The organism is Candidatus Equadaptatus faecalis (genome assembly GCA_018065065.1).
Taxonomy (GTDB): Bacteria; Synergistota; Synergistia; order Synergistales; family Synergistaceae; genus Equadaptatus; species Equadaptatus faecalis.
On the sequence record JAGHTZ010000066.1, the window covers coordinates 1 to 20,876 of the forward strand.

At 49.5% G+C, this 20,876-nt stretch carries 36 protein-coding genes; 3 read left to right on the forward strand and 33 right to left on the reverse strand.

Annotation, left to right across the window (positions count from 1 at the left end; genetic code table 11):
- Nucleotides 1-857: 857 nt before the first annotated feature.
- Nucleotides 858-1,022: a hypothetical protein gene (locus KBS54_05510; protein ID MBQ0055581.1), complete on the forward strand. Its 165-nt coding sequence runs from the start codon at nt 858-860 to the stop codon at nt 1,020-1,022.
- A 127-nt stretch (nt 1,023-1,149) separates the two neighbouring features.
- Here KBS54_05510 and KBS54_05515 read toward each other — a convergent pair whose 3' ends face one another.
- Nucleotides 1,150-2,328 (reverse strand): linear amide C-N hydrolase, encoded by a 1,179-nt coding sequence (locus KBS54_05515; protein ID MBQ0055582.1) that lies wholly within the window; start codon nt 2,326-2,328, stop codon nt 1,150-1,152.
- 201 nt (nt 2,329-2,529) lie between these two features.
- Between KBS54_05515 and KBS54_05520 the strand changes: the two genes are divergently transcribed.
- On the forward strand, nt 2,530-3,540 hold the full coding sequence (locus tag KBS54_05520; GenBank protein MBQ0055583.1) for an acyltransferase family protein: 1,011 nt from the start codon (nt 2,530-2,532) through the stop codon (nt 3,538-3,540).
- A gap of 103 nt (nt 3,541-3,643) precedes the next feature.
- The gene (locus tag KBS54_05525) at nt 3,644-5,299 is read left to right on the forward strand and encodes a Na+/H+ antiporter NhaC family protein (protein ID MBQ0055584.1); all 1,656 of its coding nucleotides are present in this window, start codon (nt 3,644-3,646) and stop codon (nt 5,297-5,299) included.
- Between the two features lie 156 nt (nt 5,300-5,455).
- Here the strand turns inward: KBS54_05525 and rplQ are convergent, their stop codons facing one another.
- The 32 genes from rplQ to KBS54_05685 form a co-directional block, all read right to left on the reverse strand.
- Entirely contained in the window at nt 5,456-5,797 is a 342-nt protein-coding gene (gene rplQ / locus KBS54_05530; protein ID MBQ0055585.1) for a 50S ribosomal protein L17, read from the reverse strand.
- Between the two features lie 12 nt (nt 5,798-5,809).
- Nucleotides 5,810-6,793: a DNA-directed RNA polymerase subunit alpha gene (locus tag KBS54_05535; GenBank protein MBQ0055586.1), complete on the reverse strand. Its 984-nt coding sequence runs from the start codon at nt 6,791-6,793 to the stop codon at nt 5,810-5,812.
- 28 nt (nt 6,794-6,821) lie between these two features.
- Nucleotides 6,822-7,448, reverse strand: a complete 627-nt coding sequence (gene rpsD, locus KBS54_05540) for a 30S ribosomal protein S4 (GenBank protein MBQ0055587.1) — start codon at nt 7,446-7,448, stop codon at nt 6,822-6,824.
- Between the two features lie 21 nt (nt 7,449-7,469).
- Nucleotides 7,470-7,862 (reverse strand): 30S ribosomal protein S11, encoded by a 393-nt coding sequence (rpsK, locus tag KBS54_05545; GenBank protein MBQ0055588.1) that lies wholly within the window; start codon nt 7,860-7,862, stop codon nt 7,470-7,472.
- A 24-nt stretch (nt 7,863-7,886) separates the two neighbouring features.
- Nucleotides 7,887-8,261, reverse strand: coding sequence for a 30S ribosomal protein S13 (rpsM, locus tag KBS54_05550; protein ID MBQ0055589.1), 375 nt, complete (start codon nt 8,259-8,261; stop codon nt 7,887-7,889).
- A gap of 6 nt (nt 8,262-8,267) precedes the next feature.
- Nucleotides 8,268-8,393 carry a 50S ribosomal protein L36 gene (gene rpmJ, locus KBS54_05555; protein ID MBQ0055590.1) on the reverse strand — a complete coding sequence of 42 codons (126 nt, stop codon included), beginning with the start codon at nt 8,391-8,393 and terminating at the stop codon, nt 8,268-8,270.
- Between the two features lie 46 nt (nt 8,394-8,439).
- A complete protein-coding gene (gene infA / locus KBS54_05560) occupies nt 8,440-8,658 on the reverse strand; it encodes a translation initiation factor IF-1 (protein ID MBQ0055591.1) in 219 nt (72 codons plus the stop codon).
- Nucleotides 8,659-8,961: 303 nt separating this feature from the next.
- Nucleotides 8,962-9,735, reverse strand: a complete 774-nt coding sequence (map, locus tag KBS54_05565) for a type I methionyl aminopeptidase (GenBank protein ID MBQ0055592.1) — start codon at nt 9,733-9,735, stop codon at nt 8,962-8,964.
- Nucleotides 9,736-10,380, reverse strand: coding sequence for an adenylate kinase (locus KBS54_05570; GenBank protein ID MBQ0055593.1), 645 nt, complete (start codon nt 10,378-10,380; stop codon nt 9,736-9,738). It abuts the gene before it with no gap.
- Nucleotides 10,381-10,395: 15 nt separating this feature from the next.
- Entirely contained in the window at nt 10,396-11,688 is a 1,293-nt protein-coding gene (gene secY / locus KBS54_05575; protein ID MBQ0055594.1) for a preprotein translocase subunit SecY, read from the reverse strand.
- 1 nt (nt 11,689) lies between these two features.
- Nucleotides 11,690-12,136, reverse strand: coding sequence for a 50S ribosomal protein L15 (gene rplO, locus KBS54_05580; GenBank protein MBQ0055595.1), 447 nt, complete (start codon nt 12,134-12,136; stop codon nt 11,690-11,692).
- Between the two features lie 11 nt (nt 12,137-12,147).
- The gene (gene rpmD / locus KBS54_05585) at nt 12,148-12,330 is read right to left on the reverse strand and encodes a 50S ribosomal protein L30 (protein ID MBQ0055596.1); all 183 of its coding nucleotides are present in this window, start codon (nt 12,328-12,330) and stop codon (nt 12,148-12,150) included.
- A gap of 14 nt (nt 12,331-12,344) precedes the next feature.
- On the reverse strand, nt 12,345-12,818 hold the full coding sequence (gene rpsE / locus KBS54_05590; protein ID MBQ0055597.1) for a 30S ribosomal protein S5: 474 nt from the start codon (nt 12,816-12,818) through the stop codon (nt 12,345-12,347).
- Between the two features lie 79 nt (nt 12,819-12,897).
- Nucleotides 12,898-13,257, reverse strand: coding sequence for a 50S ribosomal protein L18 (gene rplR, locus KBS54_05595; GenBank protein MBQ0055598.1), 360 nt, complete (start codon nt 13,255-13,257; stop codon nt 12,898-12,900).
- A gap of 17 nt (nt 13,258-13,274) precedes the next feature.
- Entirely contained in the window at nt 13,275-13,820 is a 546-nt protein-coding gene (rplF, locus tag KBS54_05600; GenBank protein MBQ0055599.1) for a 50S ribosomal protein L6, read from the reverse strand.
- Between the two features lie 13 nt (nt 13,821-13,833).
- On the reverse strand, nt 13,834-14,238 hold the full coding sequence (gene rpsH, locus KBS54_05605) for a 30S ribosomal protein S8 (protein MBQ0055600.1): 405 nt from the start codon (nt 14,236-14,238) through the stop codon (nt 13,834-13,836).
- A gap of 22 nt (nt 14,239-14,260) precedes the next feature.
- The gene (locus tag KBS54_05610; GenBank protein ID MBQ0055601.1) at nt 14,261-14,446 is read right to left on the reverse strand and encodes a type Z 30S ribosomal protein S14; all 186 of its coding nucleotides are present in this window, start codon (nt 14,444-14,446) and stop codon (nt 14,261-14,263) included.
- A gap of 15 nt (nt 14,447-14,461) precedes the next feature.
- A complete protein-coding gene (gene rplE, locus KBS54_05615; GenBank protein ID MBQ0055602.1) occupies nt 14,462-15,004 on the reverse strand; it encodes a 50S ribosomal protein L5 in 543 nt (180 codons plus the stop codon).
- A 13-nt stretch (nt 15,005-15,017) separates the two neighbouring features.
- Nucleotides 15,018-15,344, reverse strand: coding sequence for a 50S ribosomal protein L24 (gene rplX / locus KBS54_05620; GenBank protein ID MBQ0055603.1), 327 nt, complete (start codon nt 15,342-15,344; stop codon nt 15,018-15,020).
- 12 nt (nt 15,345-15,356) lie between these two features.
- Entirely contained in the window at nt 15,357-15,725 is a 369-nt protein-coding gene (rplN, locus tag KBS54_05625; protein ID MBQ0055604.1) for a 50S ribosomal protein L14, read from the reverse strand.
- 3 nt (nt 15,726-15,728) lie between these two features.
- Nucleotides 15,729-16,010, reverse strand: coding sequence for a 30S ribosomal protein S17 (gene rpsQ / locus KBS54_05630; GenBank protein ID MBQ0055605.1), 282 nt, complete (start codon nt 16,008-16,010; stop codon nt 15,729-15,731).
- A 6-nt stretch (nt 16,011-16,016) separates the two neighbouring features.
- Complete coding sequence (rpmC, locus tag KBS54_05635) at nt 16,017-16,217, reverse strand: 50S ribosomal protein L29 (protein MBQ0055606.1); 201 nt, start codon at nt 16,215-16,217, stop codon at nt 16,017-16,019.
- 2 nt (nt 16,218-16,219) lie between these two features.
- A complete protein-coding gene (gene rplP / locus KBS54_05640) occupies nt 16,220-16,639 on the reverse strand; it encodes a 50S ribosomal protein L16 (protein MBQ0055607.1) in 420 nt (139 codons plus the stop codon).
- A gap of 6 nt (nt 16,640-16,645) precedes the next feature.
- Nucleotides 16,646-17,323 carry a 30S ribosomal protein S3 gene (gene rpsC, locus KBS54_05645; protein MBQ0055608.1) on the reverse strand — a complete coding sequence of 226 codons (678 nt, stop codon included), beginning with the start codon at nt 17,321-17,323 and terminating at the stop codon, nt 16,646-16,648.
- 13 nt (nt 17,324-17,336) lie between these two features.
- The gene (gene rplV / locus KBS54_05650; GenBank protein ID MBQ0055609.1) at nt 17,337-17,669 is read right to left on the reverse strand and encodes a 50S ribosomal protein L22; all 333 of its coding nucleotides are present in this window, start codon (nt 17,667-17,669) and stop codon (nt 17,337-17,339) included.
- An 18-nt stretch (nt 17,670-17,687) separates the two neighbouring features.
- A complete protein-coding gene (gene rpsS, locus KBS54_05655; GenBank protein ID MBQ0055610.1) occupies nt 17,688-17,969 on the reverse strand; it encodes a 30S ribosomal protein S19 in 282 nt (93 codons plus the stop codon).
- 27 nt (nt 17,970-17,996) lie between these two features.
- Nucleotides 17,997-18,821, reverse strand: a complete 825-nt coding sequence (rplB, locus tag KBS54_05660) for a 50S ribosomal protein L2 (protein ID MBQ0055611.1) — start codon at nt 18,819-18,821, stop codon at nt 17,997-17,999.
- 16 nt (nt 18,822-18,837) lie between these two features.
- On the reverse strand, nt 18,838-19,134 hold the full coding sequence (gene rplW / locus KBS54_05665; protein ID MBQ0055612.1) for a 50S ribosomal protein L23: 297 nt from the start codon (nt 19,132-19,134) through the stop codon (nt 18,838-18,840).
- Nucleotides 19,134-19,757: a 50S ribosomal protein L4 gene (gene rplD / locus KBS54_05670; protein ID MBQ0055613.1), complete on the reverse strand. Its 624-nt coding sequence runs from the start codon at nt 19,755-19,757 to the stop codon at nt 19,134-19,136. The genes rplW and rplD overlap by 1 nt, the downstream gene beginning before the upstream one ends.
- 14 nt (nt 19,758-19,771) lie before the next feature.
- Complete coding sequence (gene rplC / locus KBS54_05675) at nt 19,772-20,401, reverse strand: 50S ribosomal protein L3 (GenBank protein MBQ0055614.1); 630 nt, start codon at nt 20,399-20,401, stop codon at nt 19,772-19,774.
- A gap of 30 nt (nt 20,402-20,431) precedes the next feature.
- Nucleotides 20,432-20,737 (reverse strand): 30S ribosomal protein S10, encoded by a 306-nt coding sequence (gene rpsJ / locus KBS54_05680; GenBank protein ID MBQ0055615.1) that lies wholly within the window; start codon nt 20,735-20,737, stop codon nt 20,432-20,434.
- 22 nt (nt 20,738-20,759) lie between these two features.
- A partial coding sequence (locus KBS54_05685; protein MBQ0055616.1) for a hypothetical protein occupies nt 20,760-20,876 on the reverse strand: 117 nt, incomplete at its 5' end.

Sequence of the window (20,876 nt, forward strand, 5' to 3'; positions counted from 1 at the left end):
TGCGCTCCGTACTCAAGCGGGAATTGCCCGGTAAAACGTTTGCCTCACTGCGTTCGGCACAGGCGGGCAATTCACCCACCGCTTTCGTCTGCACTTAGCACTTCGCAAAACCTTAGAACCGCTAAAATCATCGTCTTCCTGCGAAAATCCGTCAGGAGCAGATTTTGCGCAGCCTGTGCCCCGTAGGGGTAGATCCAGCGACTTTGCCCCGCAGGGGCTTGTTTCTAACGGGCAAAGCCCGTAACGACACTGGATTCTGCACTTCCGCTTCGCTCCATGCAGAAAGACGGACTTTTTATTGTTTCTTCAAGGTTTTCGCTTTTAGCCTTGGGTTTTTGCTTATAGCATATAGCTTATGGCTTACAGCTTTCTTTTAGTTCTTCGTTCTGCGTTCGTCGTCTCGTGCCCTGTGGGGTATCTTCGTTCCGCGCAGCGGATCCAGCGACTTTGCCCCGCAGGGGCTTGTTTCTAACGGGCAAAGCCCGTAACGCCACTGGATTCCGCGCCTCCGCGTTGCTTCGCGCAGAATGACGGACTTTTTATTGTTTCTTCAAGGTTTTCGCTTTTAGCCTTTGGCTTTTGCTTATAGCATATAGCTTATGGCTTACAGCTTTTTTCCTTCCTGCCGTTATTATACCATTTCCGAAAGAATTTACACCGTTTTTTTGCGTTTTTTCTAAGTGTTTTTACTGATTTTTACTGCCGCCCAAAAATGCAAAATTCTTAAAATTGGTATTGACAATATATATATGTACACTCTGCGTGTAGTCTCATGGAAACGGTATAAAATCCCGCCTTTCAGGCGAGGTGAGTGTCGCGAAATCTCTTGTGAGACAAATTTTAGGAGGTGTATTTGTATGAAAAAGTTTTTTGCTTTAATGCTTTTGGTTGGTGCGCTGTTTGTTCTCTGTGCTCCTGCATTTGCCGACGGAGATTTGTGCCCGCTATGCGGCGAATATGCTGCCTATTATAATCCCCAGGCGAGCCGCTATGAATGCGCGTGGTGTTACTGGAAGTTTTAGGTGGAGTTGGGACAATTAAGCACAATGGAACGAGCGGGCTTATTGCCCGCTCATTTTTTTGCGGTCTCCGATTTTGTTGTCCTCCGGTTCAAAGGTTACAACAGGGAACAGTCTGTTCCGCCGTGCGCTATTTCAGCTTGAAATCCCAGTATTTGCTGTAATCCTCATGCAGGGATATTCTCATGGTCTGTTTGCCCATGTCATAGACAGAGGTGTACACGGTCTCCCAAAAACCGTCGGGGTTGTCGCGCGTGCAGTGCGAAAACGCCTGAACAATTTCGTCAACGTGCGGCTGCATTTCGTCCATCGGCGTATTTATGTTGTAATCCTTTCCTGTTGCGCTGTCGTATTGGTAATGCTCTGAATACCAGAAAGGCTTGGTACTCTTTTTGTATGCCTGCGTGTAATGCACGCTCTGCATAAGCCTGCGCATATTTTCTACGGAAGCTGCTTTGTCATAGCCCTTCTTAATGATGTCCATGCGCTCAATACCGCAGGCGTGAGGCGTATAACCGTCAACAGACAGATAATAATTCGTCATTGCCTCCGGATTTTTAACGACACGCAGTTCATTGTCCACTACTTCAACAACGTAAGATTCCTTCGGGTCTGCGATCATCCAGTGCAGTGTTGAAATTTTGGGCTTGTCAACAAGATTTTTGCCACGAAGCAGCTCAACAGCCTCCGCCGCGCTTTCCGCGTTGTCAAGAACATAGCGGACAACCGTAAGATACGGCAGGTCTTTTGCCCCTGGATTTGTGCTGTCATGTTCAACCTCTTTCGGAACGTAGTTTGAGTTGCACGTTACGCCTTTTTCGTTTATGCCGTCCAAAACCACGAACGGAAGCAGTTTTTTCATATCTTCGGAAAGTTCCCCGCTGTCTGCTTCCGCGAGGGGGACGTTTTGCATCATTACGACGCCCAGACTTGCGTAACGCTTGTCATTCCCCTCAACCCACACGACAAAATTGGGATCCTGTCCCATGAAAAAGTCGAAATTGCGCCCGTAAAAATTTCCGTTCACGACAGCGCTGCAGGCAAAAGCTTTTCCCTTGTCCGCCGCAGTTGTTATTTTGAAAAACTTTCTTATCAGCTCGGTATCGGAATAGACGCTCTCATCAAGGTCGTCATAGCGTGTCTTGTAAAGATAATCGGACACCTTTTCAACCTTCATCGCTTCCTCCGGCTTTTTGGAGTAATTTGCTTCGCTGTCCCCGTTGCACCCTCCGACGAAAATCACCGACGAAAACAGCACGGCAGCCGCGAAGAACACTAAAAGTTTTGATTTTATGTCTGACTTGAACATAACGATACCGCCTTCCAAAAATTTATACTGCCCAACGCCATTATAACATTTCAGCAAGAATTTGCACCGCTTTTCTTTTGTTTTTGTTTTTTGTTTGGCAGAGAGCTCTTGATAGATTGTTTCATTGATAAGACTTGACAAGTTCAATGGAAGAATTATAGAATTGCTGCGTCAGATTTCGCTTGGGAGGAGAAAAAGTTTATGGATAAGGATAGAATAATTTGGTTAGATTGTTTAAGGATAGCAGCTTGTTTTGCGGTTATATTTGCTCACACTGCTATACATGCATTTATAGCACGAGATCCAAGTTCATTGGGTTGGCATATTTGCAACTGTTATGACGTCATTGGGCAGTGGGCTAATTTTGCGTTCTTTATGATATCAGGAGTTTTCTTCCTTGATCCTGACAGGGAAATTTCTATAGATAAATTGTATTCAAAATATATTAAAAAGCTCGCCATTGTCTTTTTATTTTGGTTTCCCTTGAATAACATATTTTTCCTTTGGTATGGAAGCAAACTTTTCTCTCCAAATATTTTTGTGACAGCAAAAGTTTTTTTTCTTTTACGCCCATTGCATCTTTGGTTTTTGCCTATGATAATCGGCTTTTATATTTCCGTGCCGCTTCTTCGGTGCATAACGCAAAACGAAAAAATCCTGCCCTACTGCATATTTGTAGGCATATTGGCAACGTTAGTAAAGTACTTTAATGTAAAAATTATTGTAGATTTTGCCCGTTACATAGTAGCCCCATGTTTACCATTCATCCTGGGATATTATTTGATGAAGTGTAAAAAAATTAGCGGCAAAGCAGAATTTGCCTTGTATGCTCTCGGCATAATAGGGTATCTGTCTATGATTTTGCCAACAGCATATTTTTCATGCAAAGAAGGCAAGACACACATGGTGTACCTTGATGAGTGTAAATTTGTAATGGCTGTTGCAATTTTTTGCTTTTTCAAATGTCGTGTTGCTAAAGTAAATTTTTCTCCTCGGGCAAAATCAATAATACTGTTCCTATCTTCGCACACATTGGGGATATATTTGCTCCAAACGCCGCTTCGTTGTCTTGTTCACAGGTATCTTTTGCCAATAAATTCTTTTACCCCTTTATTTTCCATTCCTGTTGTGGCAATAATTACGTTTTTAATTTCTTTGGTAATAACTGTGTTACTCAAAAAAATCCCGCGGTTTAACAAGTATTTTATTTAGCAAAACTAATTTCCGGCGCACTATGTTTGACGGTGATCATCAGCGTGGGTGGCTATTTTGCAGACTATAACGTATAATTTTGACAAATATGGGGGTGCTTCGCATGAGGAGAAATAATTACGCCTTTTTGGCGGCGGCGGTTCTCTTGTTCGCCGTTTTGGCGTGGCTGAACGGCAGAGCCGGTTCCGTGGCGGGAGAGAGCTACAAGCCTGCGGCTTACGCCACGATTTTTGCCCTTTTCCCGCCCGTTATAGCGATAGTTCTTGCTCTTGTCACCAAGGAGGTTTATTCTTCGCTTTTTACCGGCATTTTCTTCGGAGCGCTGCTTTACGCAAACGGCAATCTTGAATTTATGCTGAATACGCTTTTTTACAATGCCGAGGGCGGTATGGTGACAAAGCTTTCCAATGCGTGGAACGTCGGTATCCTGATTTTTCTGATTATTTTGGGCATTCTTGTAGCGCTGATGAACAGGGTCGGCGGTTCCCGCGCCTTCGGGCACTGGGCTTCAAAGAACATCAAGACCCGCACGGGCGCTTTGTGCGCCACAGCTTTGCTCGGCATTCTGATTTTCGTGGACGACTATTTCAACTGCCTCACCGTCGGTTCGGTTATGCGTCCCGTTACGGACAAGTGCAATATCAGCCGCGCGAAACTCGCCTACCAGATAGACGCAACCGCCGCCCCTGTCTGTATTCTTGCGCCCGTTTCGAGCTGGGCGGCGGCCGTTTCGTCTTCCGTCCCCGCCGGTTCGCATATCAACGGTTTTACAATGTTTCTGCACACAATACCTTTCAATTTCTATGCACTCGGCACTTTGTTTATGCTTTTTGCCCTTGCGTTTATGGATTTTGATTTCGGCGCTATGAAGCTGCATGAGGACAACGCGGCAAAGGGCGACCTGTTCACCACTCCCGAACGCCCTTACGGCGAAGCGGACGAGGAGCTCAGCAATCCGAAAGGACAGGTGTTTGACCTGGCGGCGCCCGTTGCCATTCTGATTATTTTCTGCTGTACGGGTATGCTTTACACCGGCGGATTTTTTAAGGGCGTTCCTTTTGTTGACGCTTTCACGAACTGCGATGCTTCCAAAGGTCTTGTTTTCGGAAGCATTTCCACTCTTGCCGCGACTTTTCTGCTGTATATGTTCCGCAGCGTGATTACGTTCCGCGAGTTTATGGATTGCGTGCCCGACGGTTTTAAGGCTATGGTTGCCCCGGTTCTGATTTTGACTATGGCGTGGACGCTGTCAGGTATGACCACTCTGCTCGGCGCAAAGTTTTACGTGCATGACATAGTTGCAAGTTCGGCTGCCTCTCTGCGGCTTTTTCTTCCGTTTATTATTTTTATCATCGCGGTTTTCCTCGCTTTTTCAACAGGCACAAGCTGGGGAACTTTTGCGATTTTAATTCCGATTGTGTGCAATATTTTTGACAGTCCTGACACTTATCAGACTCTTGTAGTTTCAATCGCCGCCTGTCTTTCGGGCGCCGTCGCGGGCGATCACAGCTCGCCGATCAGCGACACGACTATTATGGCGTCCGCCGGCGCGCATTGCGAACACGTCAATCACGTAACAACACAGCTGCCTTACGTATCTGTCGTGACTGCCTGTTCCGCCGCAGGTTATCTCTTTACGGGGTGGCTTGCTTATTCTTTTGAGAACAGTTTTGCTTTGATCGGACTGCCTTTCACTCTCATGCTGCTGTTCGGTGCATTGTATACAATTCGTTCGCGCGTAAAAAATCACAGCGCATAACTCAGCCGCAAGGCATTATAAAAGCCCCGCTTTTGCGGGGCTCTGTTTTTTGGTTCGAACCGTTTTTTGTTGCTTATTACTAGTCAACCAGCTGGATTTTGTTGATACGAGAACCAGCCGCTTTCGCGTCTGTTTCTCGTATGTCCGTAATCCAGATTAGTCAACCAGCTGGATTACGACCATCGGCGACGCGTCGCCGGGGCGTGTTCCGAGTTTGACTATTCTTGTATATCCGCCGTTACGGTTGGCATATTTCGGACCAAGCTCGCTGAAGAGCTTGATTACCGCTTCTTTGTGCGGCATACGGGCGATAACAAGGCGGCGGTCGGTAAGTGTGCCTGATTTTGCTTTTGTAATCATTTTTTCGGCAACCTTACGAAGTTCTTTCGCTCTTGTTTCCGTTGTAACTATGCTGCCGGCCACAAAGAGACTTGCCGCCATGTTGCCGAGCATTGCCCAGCGATGGGAACTGCAGCGTCCCAGTTTTCTAAGTGCCATGCGGTGTCTCATTTATTTTTCCTCCTCTGTTTCTTTGTCTCCTGCAAGGTGAAGGTCAAGCTTTGCAAGCCTCTCTTCAATTTCCTTAAGGGAAATTCTGCCAAGGTTGCGCGTCTTCATAAGTTCTTCTTTGCTTTTTCCGACAAGGTCGCTTATGAGGTGCACACCTCCGCGAAGCAGACAGTTTTCGCTGCGGACGGAAAGCTCCAAATCGCGGACGGAACGGCTGAGCCATGCGTTGTCGCCTATCTGGTATGCTTTCTGTTTCGGCGTATTGTCGCTGATGTCCGGATCTTCAACGTCGCTGCTTCCCGGACCGGCTATTGTATCTATTATTGAGACGTAGTAGCTTTTGAGAATTTTTCCGGCCTGAACTATGGCGTCTTCGGCACTGATCGTGCCGTTCGTCCATATTTCAAGGTTGAGACTGTCGTAGTCTGTACGCTGTCCCAGACGTTTGTCAGCGATTTCGTATTTAACCCTTTCAACAGGCGAGAAAAGCGCGTCCGTCTGCATCGCGTCTGCCGGCAGCCACGCCGCGCGCGGTCTGTCAATAGGCGCATAGCCCGTTCCGGTGCTTATGTAGATATCCATTGCAATGCGGGCGCCGTCTTCAAGCGTGCAGATGTAGGCGTCCGGATTAGGGAATTCAATATCTGCGTCCGGTTCAATATCCGCCGCCGTAACGCGCTTCGGACCGACTGCGTCAAGTCTGAGCGTTTTTACGGTATTTGAGCGGCAGCTGACTGCTATATGCTTAAGGTTTACAAGAAGTTCAATCACGTCTTCCTTTACGCCGGAAACCGTGCTGAACTCGTGAAGAACACCCTCTATGCGAACCGCAATGATTGCTGCTCCGGAGATTGAAGAAAGCAGAACGCGGCGGAGCGAGTTTCCGAGCGTTACCCCGTAGCCTCTTTCAAGCGGCTCGATTGTTAATTTACCGTATGAGGGGGTAGACTCCTGCATTACGACATCGTAACGATCGTGTTCCATACTAACCCCTTCCTTTCACTTGTTAGCACTAACGTGCATAGAATTCGACAACGAGCTGCTCCTGGACAGGAACTTCAATCTGTTCGCGGACAGGCAGCGTCACGACCGTTCCCGTAAGCGCGTCGGCATTAAGCTCAAGCCACGCAGGAACTGCGTGGGTCACGGCGCTTTCAACGTTTTCCTTGATGACTGCGAGTTCGCGGCTGCCTTCGGCAACGGCGATTACGTCGCCCTGTTTAAGGATCGCGCTGGGGATGTCAAGCTTGCGTCCGTTGACGGTGAAATGTCCGTGGCGGACAAGCTGACGTGCCTGGGCACGGCTGACGCCGAAACCGAGACGGTAGACAATGTTGTCTATGCGGCGTTCAAGAAGCTGAAGGAAGTTGTGGCCTGTCTGTCCGGCAAGTCTTGCTGCTTCAGCGTAAATTGTGCTGAACTGTGTTTCGTTGAGGCTGTAGAAACGGCGAAGTTTCTGTTTTTCGCGAAGACGGAGTCCGTATTCGCTCATTTTGCCGCGGCGTGTTCCGTGCTGTCCCGGTTTTGAATTGCGTTTTTTGAATGCGCATTTCTCGGTATAGCAGCGGTCGCCTTTAAGAAAGAGCTGGCAGCCTTCTGCACGGCAGAGGCGGCATACAGGTCCTGTATATCTGCTCATACTTTGTTTCCTCCTTTAAAACTACACGCGACGACGCTTCGGCGGACGGCATCCGTTGTGCGGAATCGGTGTTGCGTCACGAATGACGTTAATGCTGAGTCCTGCTGCCTGAAGGGCACGAATTGCTGATTCGCGTCCGGGTCCCGGACCTTTGACGATTACGTCAACTTCGGTGACACCATGTTCCTGGGCTGCTTTTGCTGCCTGGGCTGCTGACATCTGCGCTGCATACGGAGTTGATTTGCGTGCGCCCTTGAATCCGACGTTTCCGCCTGCAGACCATGAAAGGGCGTTGCCCTGTTTATCCGTAAGCGTTACGATTGTGTTGTTGAACGTTGAATAAATGTGTGCAACACCGTAGCTTACGTTCTTCTTATCTTTGCGTTTACGAGTACGCTGTACGCGTTTGGCCACTTGATATTCCCTCCCTGTAAAGCGTTATTTCGTAGCTTTTTTCTTGCCGGCAACCGTGCGTTTCGGTCCCTTGCGGGTGCGGGCGTTGGTTTTGGTCTTCTGTCCGCGGACAGGAAGTCCCTGACGGTGTCTGAGACCACGGTAACTTCCGATGTCCATAAGACGTTTGATGTTCATTGCTCTCTCACGGCGAAGGTCGCCTTCGAGAACGTAGTTTTCGAGTTCTGCGCGAAGCTTCTGTTCGTCTTCCTCGCTCATATCCTTGACGCGGACGTCAGGATTCACACCCGTTGCTTCAAGAATGCGGCTTGCATAGGCAGGTCCGATTCCGTAAATGTAGGTGAGGGCGATTTCGATTCTTTTTTCGCGCGGCAGATCGACTCCTGCTAAACGTGCCATAAGCTGTTATCTCCTTCCACCCTGGCGCTGTTTGTGACGCGGGTTTTTGCTGCAAATAACGCGCACGACGCCATGACGTTTGATTATTCTGCAAAATTCACAAATTGGTTTGACCGATGGTCTTACTTTCATTTGTTGCAGACCTCCTTGAGAAATTCTTAATACATAGATTTGTTTTTTATTTGTATCTATATGTGATTCGCCCACGGGTCAAGTCGTATGGCGAAAGCTCCAATTGTACACGGTCACCCGGAAGAATCCTTATAAAATTCATCCGCATCTTTCCGGAAACATGGGCCAGTATTTTATGACCGTTTTCCAACTCTACACGGAACATGGCATTAGGCAGCGGTTCAACAACCTTACCCTTTACCTCAATTACATCTTCCTTGTCCATGCAGTTTCTCAACCTCCCTGTTTGCAGGATACGCTGCCTTTGTTCAGACTGCCGGAATCTTACCGATCCGCCAGACGTTATCCGGGGTTCTGTTCCCGCAACCTCTCGGCAGCTCTTTAAGATTGATCTGCGTCTCTTGTGAAGGTGTTTCATGTTCTTTCATTCCGGACTGCCGCATTCGCCAAAATCCGTGTCTGCGCCACCCGTTTTCGAATCACCTTCCGTGGCACTGCCACGAATAAATTTCCTGCGTACTTTGTTTGACGAACTTTTACAAGATCGCCGGGTCTGAATTTCGCTGCGCTATTCCTCCCACGGAGTAAGTATCTCAACCCCGTTGTCCGTGACGAGCAGCGTATTTTCAAAATGCGCCGCGTCACTGCCGTCAGCTGTAACGACCGTCCACTGGTCGTCCAAAGTTTTAACTTCTTCAGCGCCCGTCATTACCATTGGTTCAACACAAAAGGTCATTCTCGGTTTTATGACAAGTCCGCTGCCCTGCTTCCCGTAGTTGGGAACCTGAGGCGCTTCGTGCGGTCTCCTGCCTATTCCGTGACCGGCATAGTCTCTGACGAGACCGTAGCCCTGCGGTATAACGGTCTGTTCAACCGCGTAACCGATATCTCCGAGTGTTGCCCCCGGTTTGACTGCCTTCATACCGTTGTGGAGAGACTGAAGAGTGATGTCGAGCAGCCGCTTGCGTTCATCACTGATTTGTCCAACTGCGTACGTACAGCAGGCATCGCCGAAAAATCCGTCTATGGAGGCTCCTGTATCTACCGTAAAGATGTCACCCTCCTGGAGGATTCTGTCTTTTGAAGGTATTCCGTGAACCACCTCGTTGTTGATTGAGGCGCATATCGTTCCTGGAAATGCTACCGGAACCCATGACACTTTGTAGTTCTTAAAAGCAGGTTTACCGCCTGACTTTCTGATAAGATCCTCGGCAGCCAGGTCCAGAGTCAGCGTATCCACACCCGGCTTTACGAGGTCTCTCATCAGTTTAAGTATATCTGCTACAAGCTGTCCCGCTTTCCTCATTTTCACAAGGTCGCGGTCGCTTTTGAAGGTTATCATTTATCTTATGCCTTTGCTCTCAAGCAGATTCAGGACAGCATCCTTAGCTCCCGATGCGTCAATTTTGAGAAGAACGCCCTGCGAGCCGTAGTAATCGACTATGGGCGCCGTCTGCTCGTGGAATACGGCGAGGCGTTTGCGGATGACTTCTTCCTTGTCGTCATCGCGCTGAATGACCTCTCCTCCGCATTTGTCGCAGACACCTTCAACCTTTGCAGGTTTGAGCATCGTGTTGTAAATTTCTCCGCACGCCTTGCAAACTCTTCTTGAAGTAAGTCTGTTGACAACGACTTCGTCTTCAATTTCAAGTTCCACCGCCGCGTCGAGTCTCATGCCGAGTTTGTCCAAAAGCCTGCCCAGCGCTTCTGCCTGAGGCAGCGTTCTCGGAAAACCGTCGAGCATAAATCCTGCAATGCAGTCGTTTTCCTTGAGGCGTTCCTCCATCATGTCAATTATGACCTGATCCGGAACGAGTTTGCCTGCGTCCATATAGGATTTCGCCAATTTTCCGAGCTCAGTGCCTTCTTTGACGTTGGCCCTGAGCATATCGCCCGTTGAAATGTGGGCTATCGGATATTTGGCTTTAATCGTTGCGGCCTGTGTTCCCTTGCCTGCGCCCGGGGCGCCTATAAGGATTATTCTCATCTTGTTCAGTTCTTATTACAGTCTGAGAAGACCGCCTGATTTGTTCTGGCGTTTCAAAATGCCCTGATAGTGGCGCATAAGAAGCTGCGCTTCGATCTCGTGAACAGTGTCAAGAGCGACACCGACAACGATGATGACCGCGGTTCCGCCGAAATAGAAGGAGTGGATGTTGAGAACTCTCGTCATAATCGTCGGGACAACCGCGATGAGTGCGAGGGCCGCAGATCCGGCGAGCGTAATGCGCTCCATAACCTTCTCTATGTATTCTTCGGTCGGCTTGCCCGGACGGATACCGAGAATAAAGCCGCCGTTTTTCTTCATGTTTTCGGCTATTTCATCCGGTTTGAAGACAACAGCCGTGTAGAAGAAACCGAAGAAAACTATCAGGATTACGTACAGTATCATGTAAACAGGACTCGTCGGGCTGAACCACTGAACGATTTTCTGCGCTGTGGCGCCGTGGAAGAATCCGGCGATAGTGTACGGGAAAAGCAGTATTGATGACGCGAAGATAATAGGTATAACGCCTGCCGTATTGACTCTGAGCGGGATGAACGTGCTCTGTCCGCCGTACATTTTGTTGCCTACCACGCGTTTGGCGTACTGGACGGACATGCGGCGCTGACCTTCCTGAAGAAGGATACATCCGGCTATAACCGCAAGCATAAACACGATTGCGATGAGAAATACGATGAAATTAAGTTCGCCGAGTTTCAGAAGCTGGAACGTGCGAATGACCGCATCGGGAATTCTTGCGACGATACCCGCAAAAATGAGCATTGAAATACCGTTGCCAATTCCGTAGTCGGACATAAGCTCACCGATCCACATAACGGCCATTGCGCCCGTCGTGAGCGTGAGCGTTACGACGCACACGTCAATCCATGAACCGGAGAAAATTCCTGCGCTTCTGAGCCAGCCTGTCATACCAAGAGCCTGAACAACCGCGAAAACGATGGTACCGATACGTGTGTACTGCACCATTTTTTTCTGGCCTTCAGGACCTTCCTTCATCATTTTCTCAAGGCTCGGTATAACAACTGCGAGCAGCTGCATAACGATACTTGAGTTGATATACGGCGTGACGCCCATTGCAAAGATACCAAATCTGCTGAGGGCGCCGCCTGCGAAGAGGTCGAGGAAACCCAGTATACCGCTCTGTTCAAAAAGCTTTGAAAGTGCCGCTGCATTGATACCCGGCGTCGGAATAAGCGCACCGAGACGGTACACAAAGAGCGCGCCGAGAACAAAGAGGAAGCGGCGTTTCAAATCAGGCAGTCTGAAGGCATCTTTTAAGGAGTCTAACACCTTAGATCACCTCGGCTTTTCCACCGGCTGCTTCGAGCTTTGCTTTTGCTGAAGCGCTGAATGCTTTTGCCTTTACTGTAAGTTTTTTCGTGATTTCGCCTTCACCGAGAATCTTGAGAGGCGCCGCCGCGTCTGAGATAAGGCGGAGAGCTGCGAGCTTAGCCGCATCCACTTCTGCCCCGTCTTCAAAGCGGGCGTCGAGTTCGTCAAGATTCACGACCTGATATTTAACAGCAAAACGGAAGTTGCTGAAGCCGCGTTTAGGGATGCGGCGGGCAAGCGGCATCTGGCCGCCTTCAAAGTTCGGGCTGATGTCCGGGCTTTTGCGGGCTTTCTGACCTTTATGGCCTTTACCTGCTGTTTTACCCTGTCCGCTTCCAAGTCCCTGTCCGAGACGTTTTTTGGCTTTTCTTGAGCCCGGTGCCGGGCAAAGTTCTTCAAGCTTCATGCCGGAACCTCCTATTCTTCCTCTGACCACTCGAGCAGGTGGCTGATCTTGTTGACCATGCCGCGAATCTGCGGAGTGTCATTGTGAATTACAGTGTCATTGAGCTTGTGAAGTCCGAGAGCTGCAATGACTCTTTCCTGACGCGGAGGACGTCCGACTGTGCTTCTTTTCCATGTAATGCGAAGTTTGGCCATAGTCTGTGAACCTCCTATGCGTCTTTACGCTCGATACCGCGGAGACGGTATATTTCTTCCGGCGTGCGGAAGCGTTTAACCGCGTCCATGGTTGCGTATGCGATGTTAATCGGGTTTGCCGTTCTGCCCGTTACCTTAGCGATAACGTCTTTAATTCCGCCAAGTTCCATGATCGGACGAACCGATGAACCTGCGAGAACTCCGGTACCCGGGGCTGCGGGACGGAAGAGAACTTCCGCTGCGCCGAATTTGCCGATAATCGGGTGAGGAATTGTCGTACCAACCTTTTTAAGGTCGATAAGGTTTTTCTTTGCATGCTCTACAGCTTTGCGCATTGCTTCGGAAATTTCCTTCGCTTTGCCCATGCCGAGACCAACCTGGTCAACGCCGTCACCAACCGCAACGAGGACTGCGAAACGGAAACGTTTGCCGCCTTTGACAACCTTTGCTACGCGGTTGACAAAAACTACGCGCTCCGTAAGTTCCATTCCTCTGCTGCTGTATGATTTATTGGCTTCTTTTTTGTTGTTTGTCTTGTTTTCTTTCGCCACGGTACTCTGCCTCCCCTTAGAACTTCAGGCCGGCTTCACGAGCTGCATCTGCGAGAGCCTGGACTCTTCCGTGATAGATGTGTCCGCCTCTGTCAAAAACAACTGTGTTGACGCCTTTAGCCAGAGCACGTTCCGCTATCTGTTTGCCAACCTCTTTGGCTGCTTCGATGTTTCCTTTTTTGTCTGCGCCGAAGCTTTTGTCCATCGTTGAGGCTGAAACAAGCGTGCATCCCTTTTCGTCATCGATAATCTGAGCGTAGATATGCTTCAGACTGCCGAATACCGAAAGACGCGGGCGTTCCGCTGTTCCGGATACGTGCTTCCTGAGGCGCTGGTGGCGGAGTTCGCGCATTGCATTACGACTGCGATTTTTCAACGTCCTACACCTCGCCTTTACTTCGATTTAGCACCGGCTTTGCCGGCCTTGCGAATTACGTACTCGCCTTCGTATCTGATACCTTTGCCTTTGTACGGTTCCGGTGAGCGGTATTCGCGTATGTTAGCCGCGACCTGACCTACGATCTGTTTGTCAATGCCGCTGACTGTGATGTTAATCGGTGACGGGCAGGCGAATTCGATTCCCTGCGGGGGAACGACTTCAATCGTGTGCGAATAGCCGAGGCTGAGCACAAGCGTTTTGCCCTGCATGGCAGCACGGTAGCCTACGCCGACGATTTCAAGTTTTTTCTCAAAACCTGAGCTTACACCGGTGATCATGTTGTTGAGGAGAGCTCTTGTCATACCGTGAGCAGCGCGTACGGCTTTAATTTCGCTTTCGCGCTCTACGACAACTTTGCCCTCTTCAAGCTTGACGTTGATCTGCGGCATAATGTCCATTTCAAGCGTGCCTTTGCCGCCTTTGACTGCAACGTGTCTGCCGTCGATTTTAACTTCAACGCCGCTGGGAAGTGCTATCGGTTTGCGTCCTATTCTTGACATCTGGGCACCTCCGCTACCACACGAAGCATACGACTTCACCGCCGAGTCCGCGTTTGCGGGCTTCAGCGTCGGTCATAAGTCCGGCTGACGTTGAAATCATGGCTATTCCGAGTCCGCCCATAACTTTCGGGAGGTCTTCCTTACCGACATAGATGCGGCGTCCGGGTTTGCTTATACGGCGAAGTCCCTGGATAACGCGTTCTTTTGCCGGACCGTAGTTCATGGTAACTCTGAGAAGCGCCATTTTCTGTTTAGGGTCGTTTACTGTCTTGTAAGTGCGGATGTAGCCTTCTTCTTTGAGGATGCGTGCAACCTCAAGACGCATTTTGCTGAGCGGCATGTCGACTGTTTCAAGATAGACGACGTTTGCGTTTCTGATGCGTGTAAGCATATCCGCGACAGGATCTGTAATATACATTCAGTATCCTCCTTGCACGTGCCTACCAGCTTGACTTGACGACGCCGGGGATTTTTCCCTCGCGTGCAAGTTTTCTGAAACAGCAGCGGCACATATCGAATTTCCGCATGTATCCGTGGATACGTCCGCAGAGCGGGCAGCGGTTGTGTTTTCTTACTTTGAACTTAGGTTCAAGCTTTGATTTGTTGATAAGACTTTTTCTTGCCATGGTGTGCGCTCCTTCTTAGTGGGCGAACGGCATGCCGAGCTCTTTAAGGAGAGCCTGAGCTTCTTCGTCCGCTTTCGCCGTCGTAACAAACGAAATATTCATTCCGCGCTGACGAATGACTTTGTCAAAGTCTATTTCAGGGAAAAGAAGCTGTTCTTTCAGACCAAGGTTATAGTTGCCTCTGCCGTCAAAACCTTTCTTTGAAACACCCTGGAAGTCTTTGATACGCGGAAGTGCTATGTTGATAAGACGATCAAGGAATTCCCACATTTTGGCGCCTCTGAGCGTAACGCAGCAGCCGACAGGCTGTCCTTCGCGAAGCTTAAAGCCTGCGATGGATTTTTTGGCGCGTTTGAGCATAGGCTTCTGGCCCGTGATTATTGTCAGCTCGTTAATGGAGGCATCCATGTATTTCGTATCAAGCTTTGCCTCATTGACGCCGATGTTGATGACAATTTTCTCCATACGCGGAATCTGCATCACGTTTTTGAATTCAAACTGTTCCTTGAGGCGGGGAGCGACTTCTTCAGTATATTTTGTTAAAAGACGCGGAGTCATTCTCTATCCCCTCCTATATCTTATCGATAATCTCGCCGCATTTTTTACAAACGCGGACTTTGTCGCCGTTGTCGAGATACGCATGGGCAATGCGCGTAGCTTTGCCGCATGACGGGCAGACAAGCATTACCTTGCAGGCGCGGACAGCTGCTTCTTTTTTGATGAGTCCGCCGCGCGGGTCTTTCTGACTCGGACGAACGCTTTTTGTGACCATGTTAATGTTTTCGATAATAAGCGTATCTTTCTCTACATTTCTGCGGAGGACTTTGCCTTCTTTTCCGGCGTCCTTGCCGGAAATAACTTTGACACGGTCATCTTTTCTGATTCCCATTCTGGACATGACCCTTACCTCCTACACAACTTCAGGCGCAAGCGATACGATGCGCATGTATTTCTTTTCACGGAGTTCCCTTGCTACGGGACCAAAAATACGCGTTCCTTTCGGATCTCCGTTGGCATCGATCACGACTGCCGCGTTGTCGTCAAAACGTACGTAGGAACCGTCTTTGCGGCGGATTTCTTTTTTCGTTCTGACGATAACGGCTTTGACTACGTCGCCTTTTTTGATTGAGCCGTTCGGAGTTGCCTCGCGTACGGCTGCCACTATGACGTCACCGATTGTTCCGACTTTGCGGAAACTGCCGCCTTTAACCTGGATGCAGAGGAGCTTTCTTGCACCGCTGTTATCGGCTACGTTAAGTACTGTACGCAGCTGTATCATGCTTTACTCCTCCTCACCGCCAAGGATAGGCGCTTTTTCGATAATCTTTGTGACTTCCCAGTGTTTTCTTGCGCTGAGAGGACGTGTTTCTTCGATCTGAACTCTGTCGCCTATGCGGCATTCATTGTTCTCGTCGTGAGCCATAAACTTTTTGGACCGGAGAACCGGTTTACCGTAGAGTTCGTGTTTGGCCATGCGGTCAACGCGGACGACGATGGATTTTTCCATCTTGTCGCTGACGACTATGCCTACGCGAGCCTTGCGATATTTGACTTCTTCTGCCATAGCCGGTTACCTCCTTGCTTCCATTTCTTTTTCCGTGATGATTGTAAGCACACGGGCAATGGATTTCTTGACTTCTTTAATACGTCCTACGTTGCTCAGCTGTCCGATTGCATTCTGGAAACGGAGGTTGAACAACTCCTGTTTGAACTGTTTGTTTTTGTCTTTCAGCTCAGATATGCTGAGATCTCGTAATTCTTTGGGATCCATATCTATTCACCTGCTCCCTCTCGGGTAATCAATTTGACCTTGATCGGCAGCTTGAAGGCGGCTGTGCGGAACGCTTCTTCAGCGATTTCCAGAGGTACTCCGGCGATTTCGAACATTACACGGCCGCGTTTGACTGCTGCTGTCCAATATTCGACGTTACCTTTACCTTTTCCCATTCGTGTTTCAAGCGGCTTCTGCGTGACAGGGCGGTCAGGGAAAATTCTTATCCAGATTTTACCGCCTTTCTTCATTTTACGGCTGAGCGCGACACGGACTGCCTCTATCTGGCGGGCTGTGATCCATCCGTTTTCGCAGGCCTGAAGACCGAAGTCACCAAAGTCAACCTTGTTTGCTCCTTTGGCATAACCACGGAGCGGCGTCAGATGAGGCTTGCGGAACTTAACTCTCGTCGGCTGTAACATGCGCGGTTATCCCCTTTCTTTCGGAGCTTTGACAGCTTCAACCTCTATGGGTTTGCGCTGCATTACTTCACCTTTGTAAATCCAAGTTTTGATACCGATAATTCCGTAGACTGTGCGTGCTTCTGCGAAACCATAGTCAATGTCCGCTCTGAGTGTTGAAAGCGGGAGCTGACCTTCAAGGTACCATTCCGTACGTGCGATTTCAGCACCGCCGAGGCGGCCTGCGCACTGGACTTTAATTCCTTTTGCGCCTGATTTCATGGCACGGAATATTGACTGTTTCATTGCGCGTCTGAAGCTTATACGACGCTCGAGTGATGAAGCAACGCCTTCGGCAACAACCTGTGCCTCTATATCAGGGTTCTTCATTTCCTGAATGTTGATCATGACCCGGTTTCCGGTCTTTTTCTGCAGTTCTTCGCGAACTATCTGAATTTCTGCACCATGTTTGCCGATTACGACACCAGGCCGGGCGGTCGAAACTGTAAAACGCATTACGTTTCCGATACGCTCGATATCCACGCGGCTGACTCCTGCTGCTGCCCAGCGTTTTTTGATCCATTCTCTGAGCTCGAGGTCCTCGTGGAGGAATTTGGCATATTTTTTCTTATCGGCGAACCAGCGTGATTCCCAGTCGTAGATAACGCCAAGTCTGTAACCTACCGGGTGAACTTTCTGACCCACTAGTCACCCCTCCTTATTTCTCAGCAACTGTCACCGTGATGTGACAGGTGTGATGTCTGTACGTATGAGCGCGTCCCTGTGCAACAGGGCGGAAGCGCTTCATGTATGTTCCCTGATCTGCCGTTATTTCTTTGACATAGAGTTTATCGATGTCAAGTCCGAAATTGTGTTCTGCATTGGCAACTGCGCTTTTGAGAACTTTTTCGGCAAAACGTGCGCCTTTGTTGGGTGTGAACTTAAGTATCGTGAGGGCATCTGCCGCTTTTTTGCCTCTTACGAGGGCGATAACGCGGCGAACCTTCGTTGCGGGAACTCTAAGTCCAACTGCTTTTGCTTTCGCGTCCATTGTCGTTCCTCCTTATGCCTATTTCACTTTGGAGGAACGTTCCTGTCCGGCGTGTCCGCCGAACTTACGCGTAGGTGCAAATTCCCCAAGTTTGTGACCGATCATGTTGTCGCTGACATAAACAGGAACGTGGATGCGTCCGTTATGAATTGCGATTGTATGTCCGACCATTTCAGGCGTTATGCTTGAACTGCGGGCCCAGCTTTTGATAACTGTCTTCTTGCCCGATTCGTTCATGTCTTCAACCCTGCGAAGAAGTTTCGCATCTACATAGGGTCCTTTTTTAATTGAACGAGACATTTATAATTTCCTCCCTACAAGCCGTGATTACTTCTTGCGACGGCGGACGATAAATTTGTCCGAAGCTTTGCGCTTGCGCGTACGGTAACCCTTGGCAGGCGTACCCCACGGTGAAACAGGGTGCTTGTGAGATTTACTCTTGCCTTCACCACCGCCCATCGGGTGGTCAACCGGGTTCTGAATCATACCGCGGATATGGGGTCTGATTCCGAGCCAGCGGGTTCTTCCTGCTTTGCCTGACACAACGTTTTCATGCTCTTCGTTGCCGATTTGGCCGACTGTCGCCATGCATTCGAGAAGGACAAGACGGAGTTCTCCGCTCGGCATACGAACGTATGCGTATTTTCCTTCTTTTGCCATGAGCTGTGCCGACGTACCGGCTGAACGTGCAAGCACCCCGCCGCGTCCCGGTTCAAGTTCGATGTTGTGAATAACGGTACCGACGGGAATTGCTTTCAGTTTGAGAGCATTGCCCGGACGGATGTCGGAATCGTCTCCGGCATATATTTTGTCGCCGACGCCAAGACCTACCGGCGCAAGAATGTAACGTTTTTCACCATCGAGGTAGGAAACAAGTGCGATACGGGCTGAACGGTTCGGATCGTATTCGATTGAAACGATTGTTCCCGGTACTCCGGTTTTGTCGCGCTTGAAGTCGATAATGCGATATTTTACTCTGCCGTGTCCGCCAAGGTGGCGTGATGTTACGCGTCCGTTGCTGTTACGGCCTCCAGACTGTTTCAGTGCCGTGACAAGGCTGCGTTCCGGCTTTGCCTTTGTAACTTCTGAATAATCAGGCAGAGCCATCTGGCGACGGGCGGGTGTAGTGGGTTTAAATTTCTTGATTCCCATTGTTTATTCCCCTTTCCTACGCGCTTGCGCCTTCAAAGAATGCAATCTTTTCGCCTTCTGCAAGCGTTACGATTGCTTTCTTCCAAGAACGTGAACGGCCCATAAAAGCACCCATGCGTTTCGGTTTCGAACGAACCTGAATCGTGTTCACTCTTACAACCTTGACGTTGAAAACTTCTTCGACGGCCTTGCGGATTTCTATCTTGTTGGCTTTGGGAAGAACTTCAAACGTGTACTGTCCGAGTTCCATAAGCGCGCTCGTTCTTTCTGTGATAATCGGACGAACGATGATATCGTATGCTGCTGCGTTCATTAGCCGAACACCTCCTCGAGCTTCTTAACCGCTTCAGGTGTCGCGATAAGCTGCTCATGATTAAGAAGGTCATAGACGTTGATACTGTCAACATGAAGAACCTGTGCGCCCGGAATGTTCGCTGCTGATCTTGATGCCGCAATGTTCGTTTCGTGTGTTACGAAGAGCGGTTTTCTCTCGGCGTTTACGGCTGCGAGGAAAGCGACCATTGTCTTTGTCTTCGGTGCTTCAACGTCGAATTTTTCAAGAACAAGCATTTTTTCTTCCTGAACTTTCAGCGTAAGTGCGCTGCAAAGTGCAAGACGGCGAACTTTCTTGTTGACCTTCTGATGATAATCTCTCGGATGCGGTCCGTGCGCAACTCCGCCGCCGACCCAGATCGGTGAACGGTTGCTTCCGGAACGCGCATGTCCGGTGTGTTTCTGTCTCCAAGGTTTCTTTCCGCCGCCGCGGACATCTCCGCGATCTTTGGTATTGTGCGTACCCTGACGGCAGTTGGCAAGATGTGCGACTACAACCTGGTGCATTGCAGGAACGTGTACGGGGGCACCGAAGACTGCATCAGACAGTGTATAATCGCCGATTACTTCGCCTTTGAAGTTCACTTCTTTTACTACAGGCATTAGTCTTCTCCTCCTTACTTGTCTGCTTTACGGAGCATTACAAGTCCGTCTTTTGCGCCAGGAACCGATCCTTTAACAAGGATAAGGTTGTTTTCTTCATCAATTGAGAAAACCTTGAGGTTCTTTGTCGTGACGCGTTCAGCTCCCATGTGTCCTGCCATTCTGCGGCCTTTGGGAACACGTCCCGGGTAGCTGCTGCAACCTATGGAACCAGGGTGGCGGTGCGTGACCGACTGCCCGTGGCTCTGCGGAATTCCGCCGAAGCCGTGGCGTTTCATTACGCCCTGATATCCTTTTCCTTTGCTGACGCCAGTGGCGTCAACAACTTCGCCATTTTGGAACAGAGAAACGGTGATTTCCTGTCCCACCTGGTAGTCCGCGCTGTTGTCAACACGGAACTCCCTCAGCCAGCGCTTGGGTGCTACGTTCTGTTTCTCGAAGCTTCCTTTCGCAGGTTTTGAAACCTTTGAATCTTTCACTTCGCCGAAACCGAGCTGCACTGCGCTGTAGCCGTTCTTTTCAGGTGTCCGGATTTCAACGACTGAGCAAGGACCTGCTTCGATAACCGTTACAGGTACCGCCTTGCCTTCCTCGTCGAAGACCTGGGTCATCCCAACCTTGCGGCCCAGTATCCCCATACTCATGTGTTTCAGCTCCTTTATTCTCGGATCTTACTACAGTTTAATCTGGATATCCACTCCTGAGGGCAGGTTAAGCTCCATGAGTGTTTCCATTGTCTTCTGTGTAGGATCCACAATATCGATAAGACGCTTGTGCGTCCTGATCTCAAACTGTTCGCGCGCATCTTTGTCCGTATGCGGGGACGTCAGAGCGGAGAACTTTTCGATTTCGGTCGGGAGAGGTACAGGTCCCGACACTTTTGCACCGGTGCGTTTCGCCGTTTCGGCAATCTGAATTGCCGAAGCGTCGAGTACACGGTTGTCAAAAGCTTTGAGCTTAATACGAATTTTCTTTGTCAAAGTGCTCAACTCCTAAATCGAATTATTCGATAATTGAGGTAACGACGCCGGCGCCGACCGTATGGCCGCCTTCGCGTACTGCAAAACGAAGTCCTTCTTCCATCGCTATCGGCGCTATGAGTTTGACTTCAAATTTGCT

Excerpts from the sequence above, each read along its gene's own strand:
- KBS54_05510 (MBQ0055581.1), top strand. The coding sequence starts at position 858 with ATGAAAAAGTTTTTTGCTTTAATGCTTTTGGTTGGTGCGCTGTTTGTT.
- KBS54_05515 (MBQ0055582.1), bottom strand. The coding sequence starts at position 2,328 with ATGTTCAAGTCAGACATAAAATCAAAACTTTTAGTGTTCTTCGCGGCT.
- KBS54_05520 (MBQ0055583.1), top strand. The coding sequence starts at position 2,530 with ATGGATAAGGATAGAATAATTTGGTTAGATTGTTTAAGGATAGCAGCT.
- KBS54_05525 (MBQ0055584.1), top strand. The coding sequence starts at position 3,644 with ATGAGGAGAAATAATTACGCCTTTTTGGCGGCGGCGGTTCTCTTGTTC.
- rplQ (MBQ0055585.1), bottom strand. The coding sequence starts at position 5,797 with ATGGCACTTAGAAAACTGGGACGCTGCAGTTCCCATCGCTGGGCAATG.
- KBS54_05535 (MBQ0055586.1), bottom strand. The coding sequence starts at position 6,793 with ATGGAACACGATCGTTACGATGTCGTAATGCAGGAGTCTACCCCCTCA.
- rpsD (MBQ0055587.1), bottom strand. The coding sequence starts at position 7,448 with ATGAGCAGATATACAGGACCTGTATGCCGCCTCTGCCGTGCAGAAGGC.
- rpsM (MBQ0055589.1), bottom strand. The coding sequence starts at position 8,261 with ATGGCACGTTTAGCAGGAGTCGATCTGCCGCGCGAAAAAAGAATCGAA.
- rpmJ (MBQ0055590.1), bottom strand. The coding sequence starts at position 8,393 with ATGAAAGTAAGACCATCGGTCAAACCAATTTGTGAATTTTGCAGAATA.
- infA (MBQ0055591.1), bottom strand. The coding sequence starts at position 8,658 with ATGGACAAGGAAGATGTAATTGAGGTAAAGGGTAAGGTTGTTGAACCG.
- map (MBQ0055592.1), bottom strand. The coding sequence starts at position 9,735 with ATGATAACCTTCAAAAGCGACCGCGACCTTGTGAAAATGAGGAAAGCG.
- KBS54_05570 (MBQ0055593.1), bottom strand. The coding sequence starts at position 10,380 with ATGAGAATAATCCTTATAGGCGCCCCGGGCGCAGGCAAGGGAACACAG.
- rplO (MBQ0055595.1), bottom strand. The coding sequence starts at position 12,136 with ATGAAGCTTGAAGAACTTTGCCCGGCACCGGGCTCAAGAAAAGCCAAA.
- rpmD (MBQ0055596.1), bottom strand. The coding sequence starts at position 12,330 with ATGGCCAAACTTCGCATTACATGGAAAAGAAGCACAGTCGGACGTCCT.
- rpsE (MBQ0055597.1), bottom strand. The coding sequence starts at position 12,818 with ATGGAACTTACGGAGCGCGTAGTTTTTGTCAACCGCGTAGCAAAGGTT.
- rplF (MBQ0055599.1), bottom strand. The coding sequence starts at position 13,820 with ATGTCAAGAATAGGACGCAAACCGATAGCACTTCCCAGCGGCGTTGAA.
- rpsH (MBQ0055600.1), bottom strand. The coding sequence starts at position 14,238 with ATGTATATTACAGATCCTGTCGCGGATATGCTTACACGCATCAGAAAC.
- KBS54_05610 (MBQ0055601.1), bottom strand. The coding sequence starts at position 14,446 with ATGGCAAGAAAAAGTCTTATCAACAAATCAAAGCTTGAACCTAAGTTC.
- rplE (MBQ0055602.1), bottom strand. The coding sequence starts at position 15,004 with ATGACTCCGCGTCTTTTAACAAAATATACTGAAGAAGTCGCTCCCCGC.
- rplX (MBQ0055603.1), bottom strand. The coding sequence starts at position 15,344 with ATGTCCAGAATGGGAATCAGAAAAGATGACCGTGTCAAAGTTATTTCC.
- rplN (MBQ0055604.1), bottom strand. The coding sequence starts at position 15,725 with ATGATACAGCTGCGTACAGTACTTAACGTAGCCGATAACAGCGGTGCA.
- rpsQ (MBQ0055605.1), bottom strand. The coding sequence starts at position 16,010 with ATGGCAGAAGAAGTCAAATATCGCAAGGCTCGCGTAGGCATAGTCGTC.
- rpmC (MBQ0055606.1), bottom strand. The coding sequence starts at position 16,217 with ATGGATCCCAAAGAATTACGAGATCTCAGCATATCTGAGCTGAAAGAC.
- rplP (MBQ0055607.1), bottom strand. The coding sequence starts at position 16,639 with ATGTTACAGCCGACGAGAGTTAAGTTCCGCAAGCCTCATCTGACGCCG.
- rplV (MBQ0055609.1), bottom strand. The coding sequence starts at position 17,669 with ATGGACGCGAAAGCAAAAGCAGTTGGACTTAGAGTTCCCGCAACGAAG.
- rpsS (MBQ0055610.1), bottom strand. The coding sequence starts at position 17,969 with ATGTCTCGTTCAATTAAAAAAGGACCCTATGTAGATGCGAAACTTCTT.
- rplB (MBQ0055611.1), bottom strand. The coding sequence starts at position 18,821 with ATGGGAATCAAGAAATTTAAACCCACTACACCCGCCCGTCGCCAGATG.
- rplW (MBQ0055612.1), bottom strand. The coding sequence starts at position 19,134 with ATGAACGCAGCAGCATACGATATCATCGTTCGTCCGATTATCACAGAA.
- rplD (MBQ0055613.1), bottom strand. The coding sequence starts at position 19,757 with ATGCCTGTAGTAAAAGAAGTGAACTTCAAAGGCGAAGTAATCGGCGAT.
- rplC (MBQ0055614.1), bottom strand. The coding sequence starts at position 20,401 with ATGAGTATGGGGATACTGGGCCGCAAGGTTGGGATGACCCAGGTCTTC.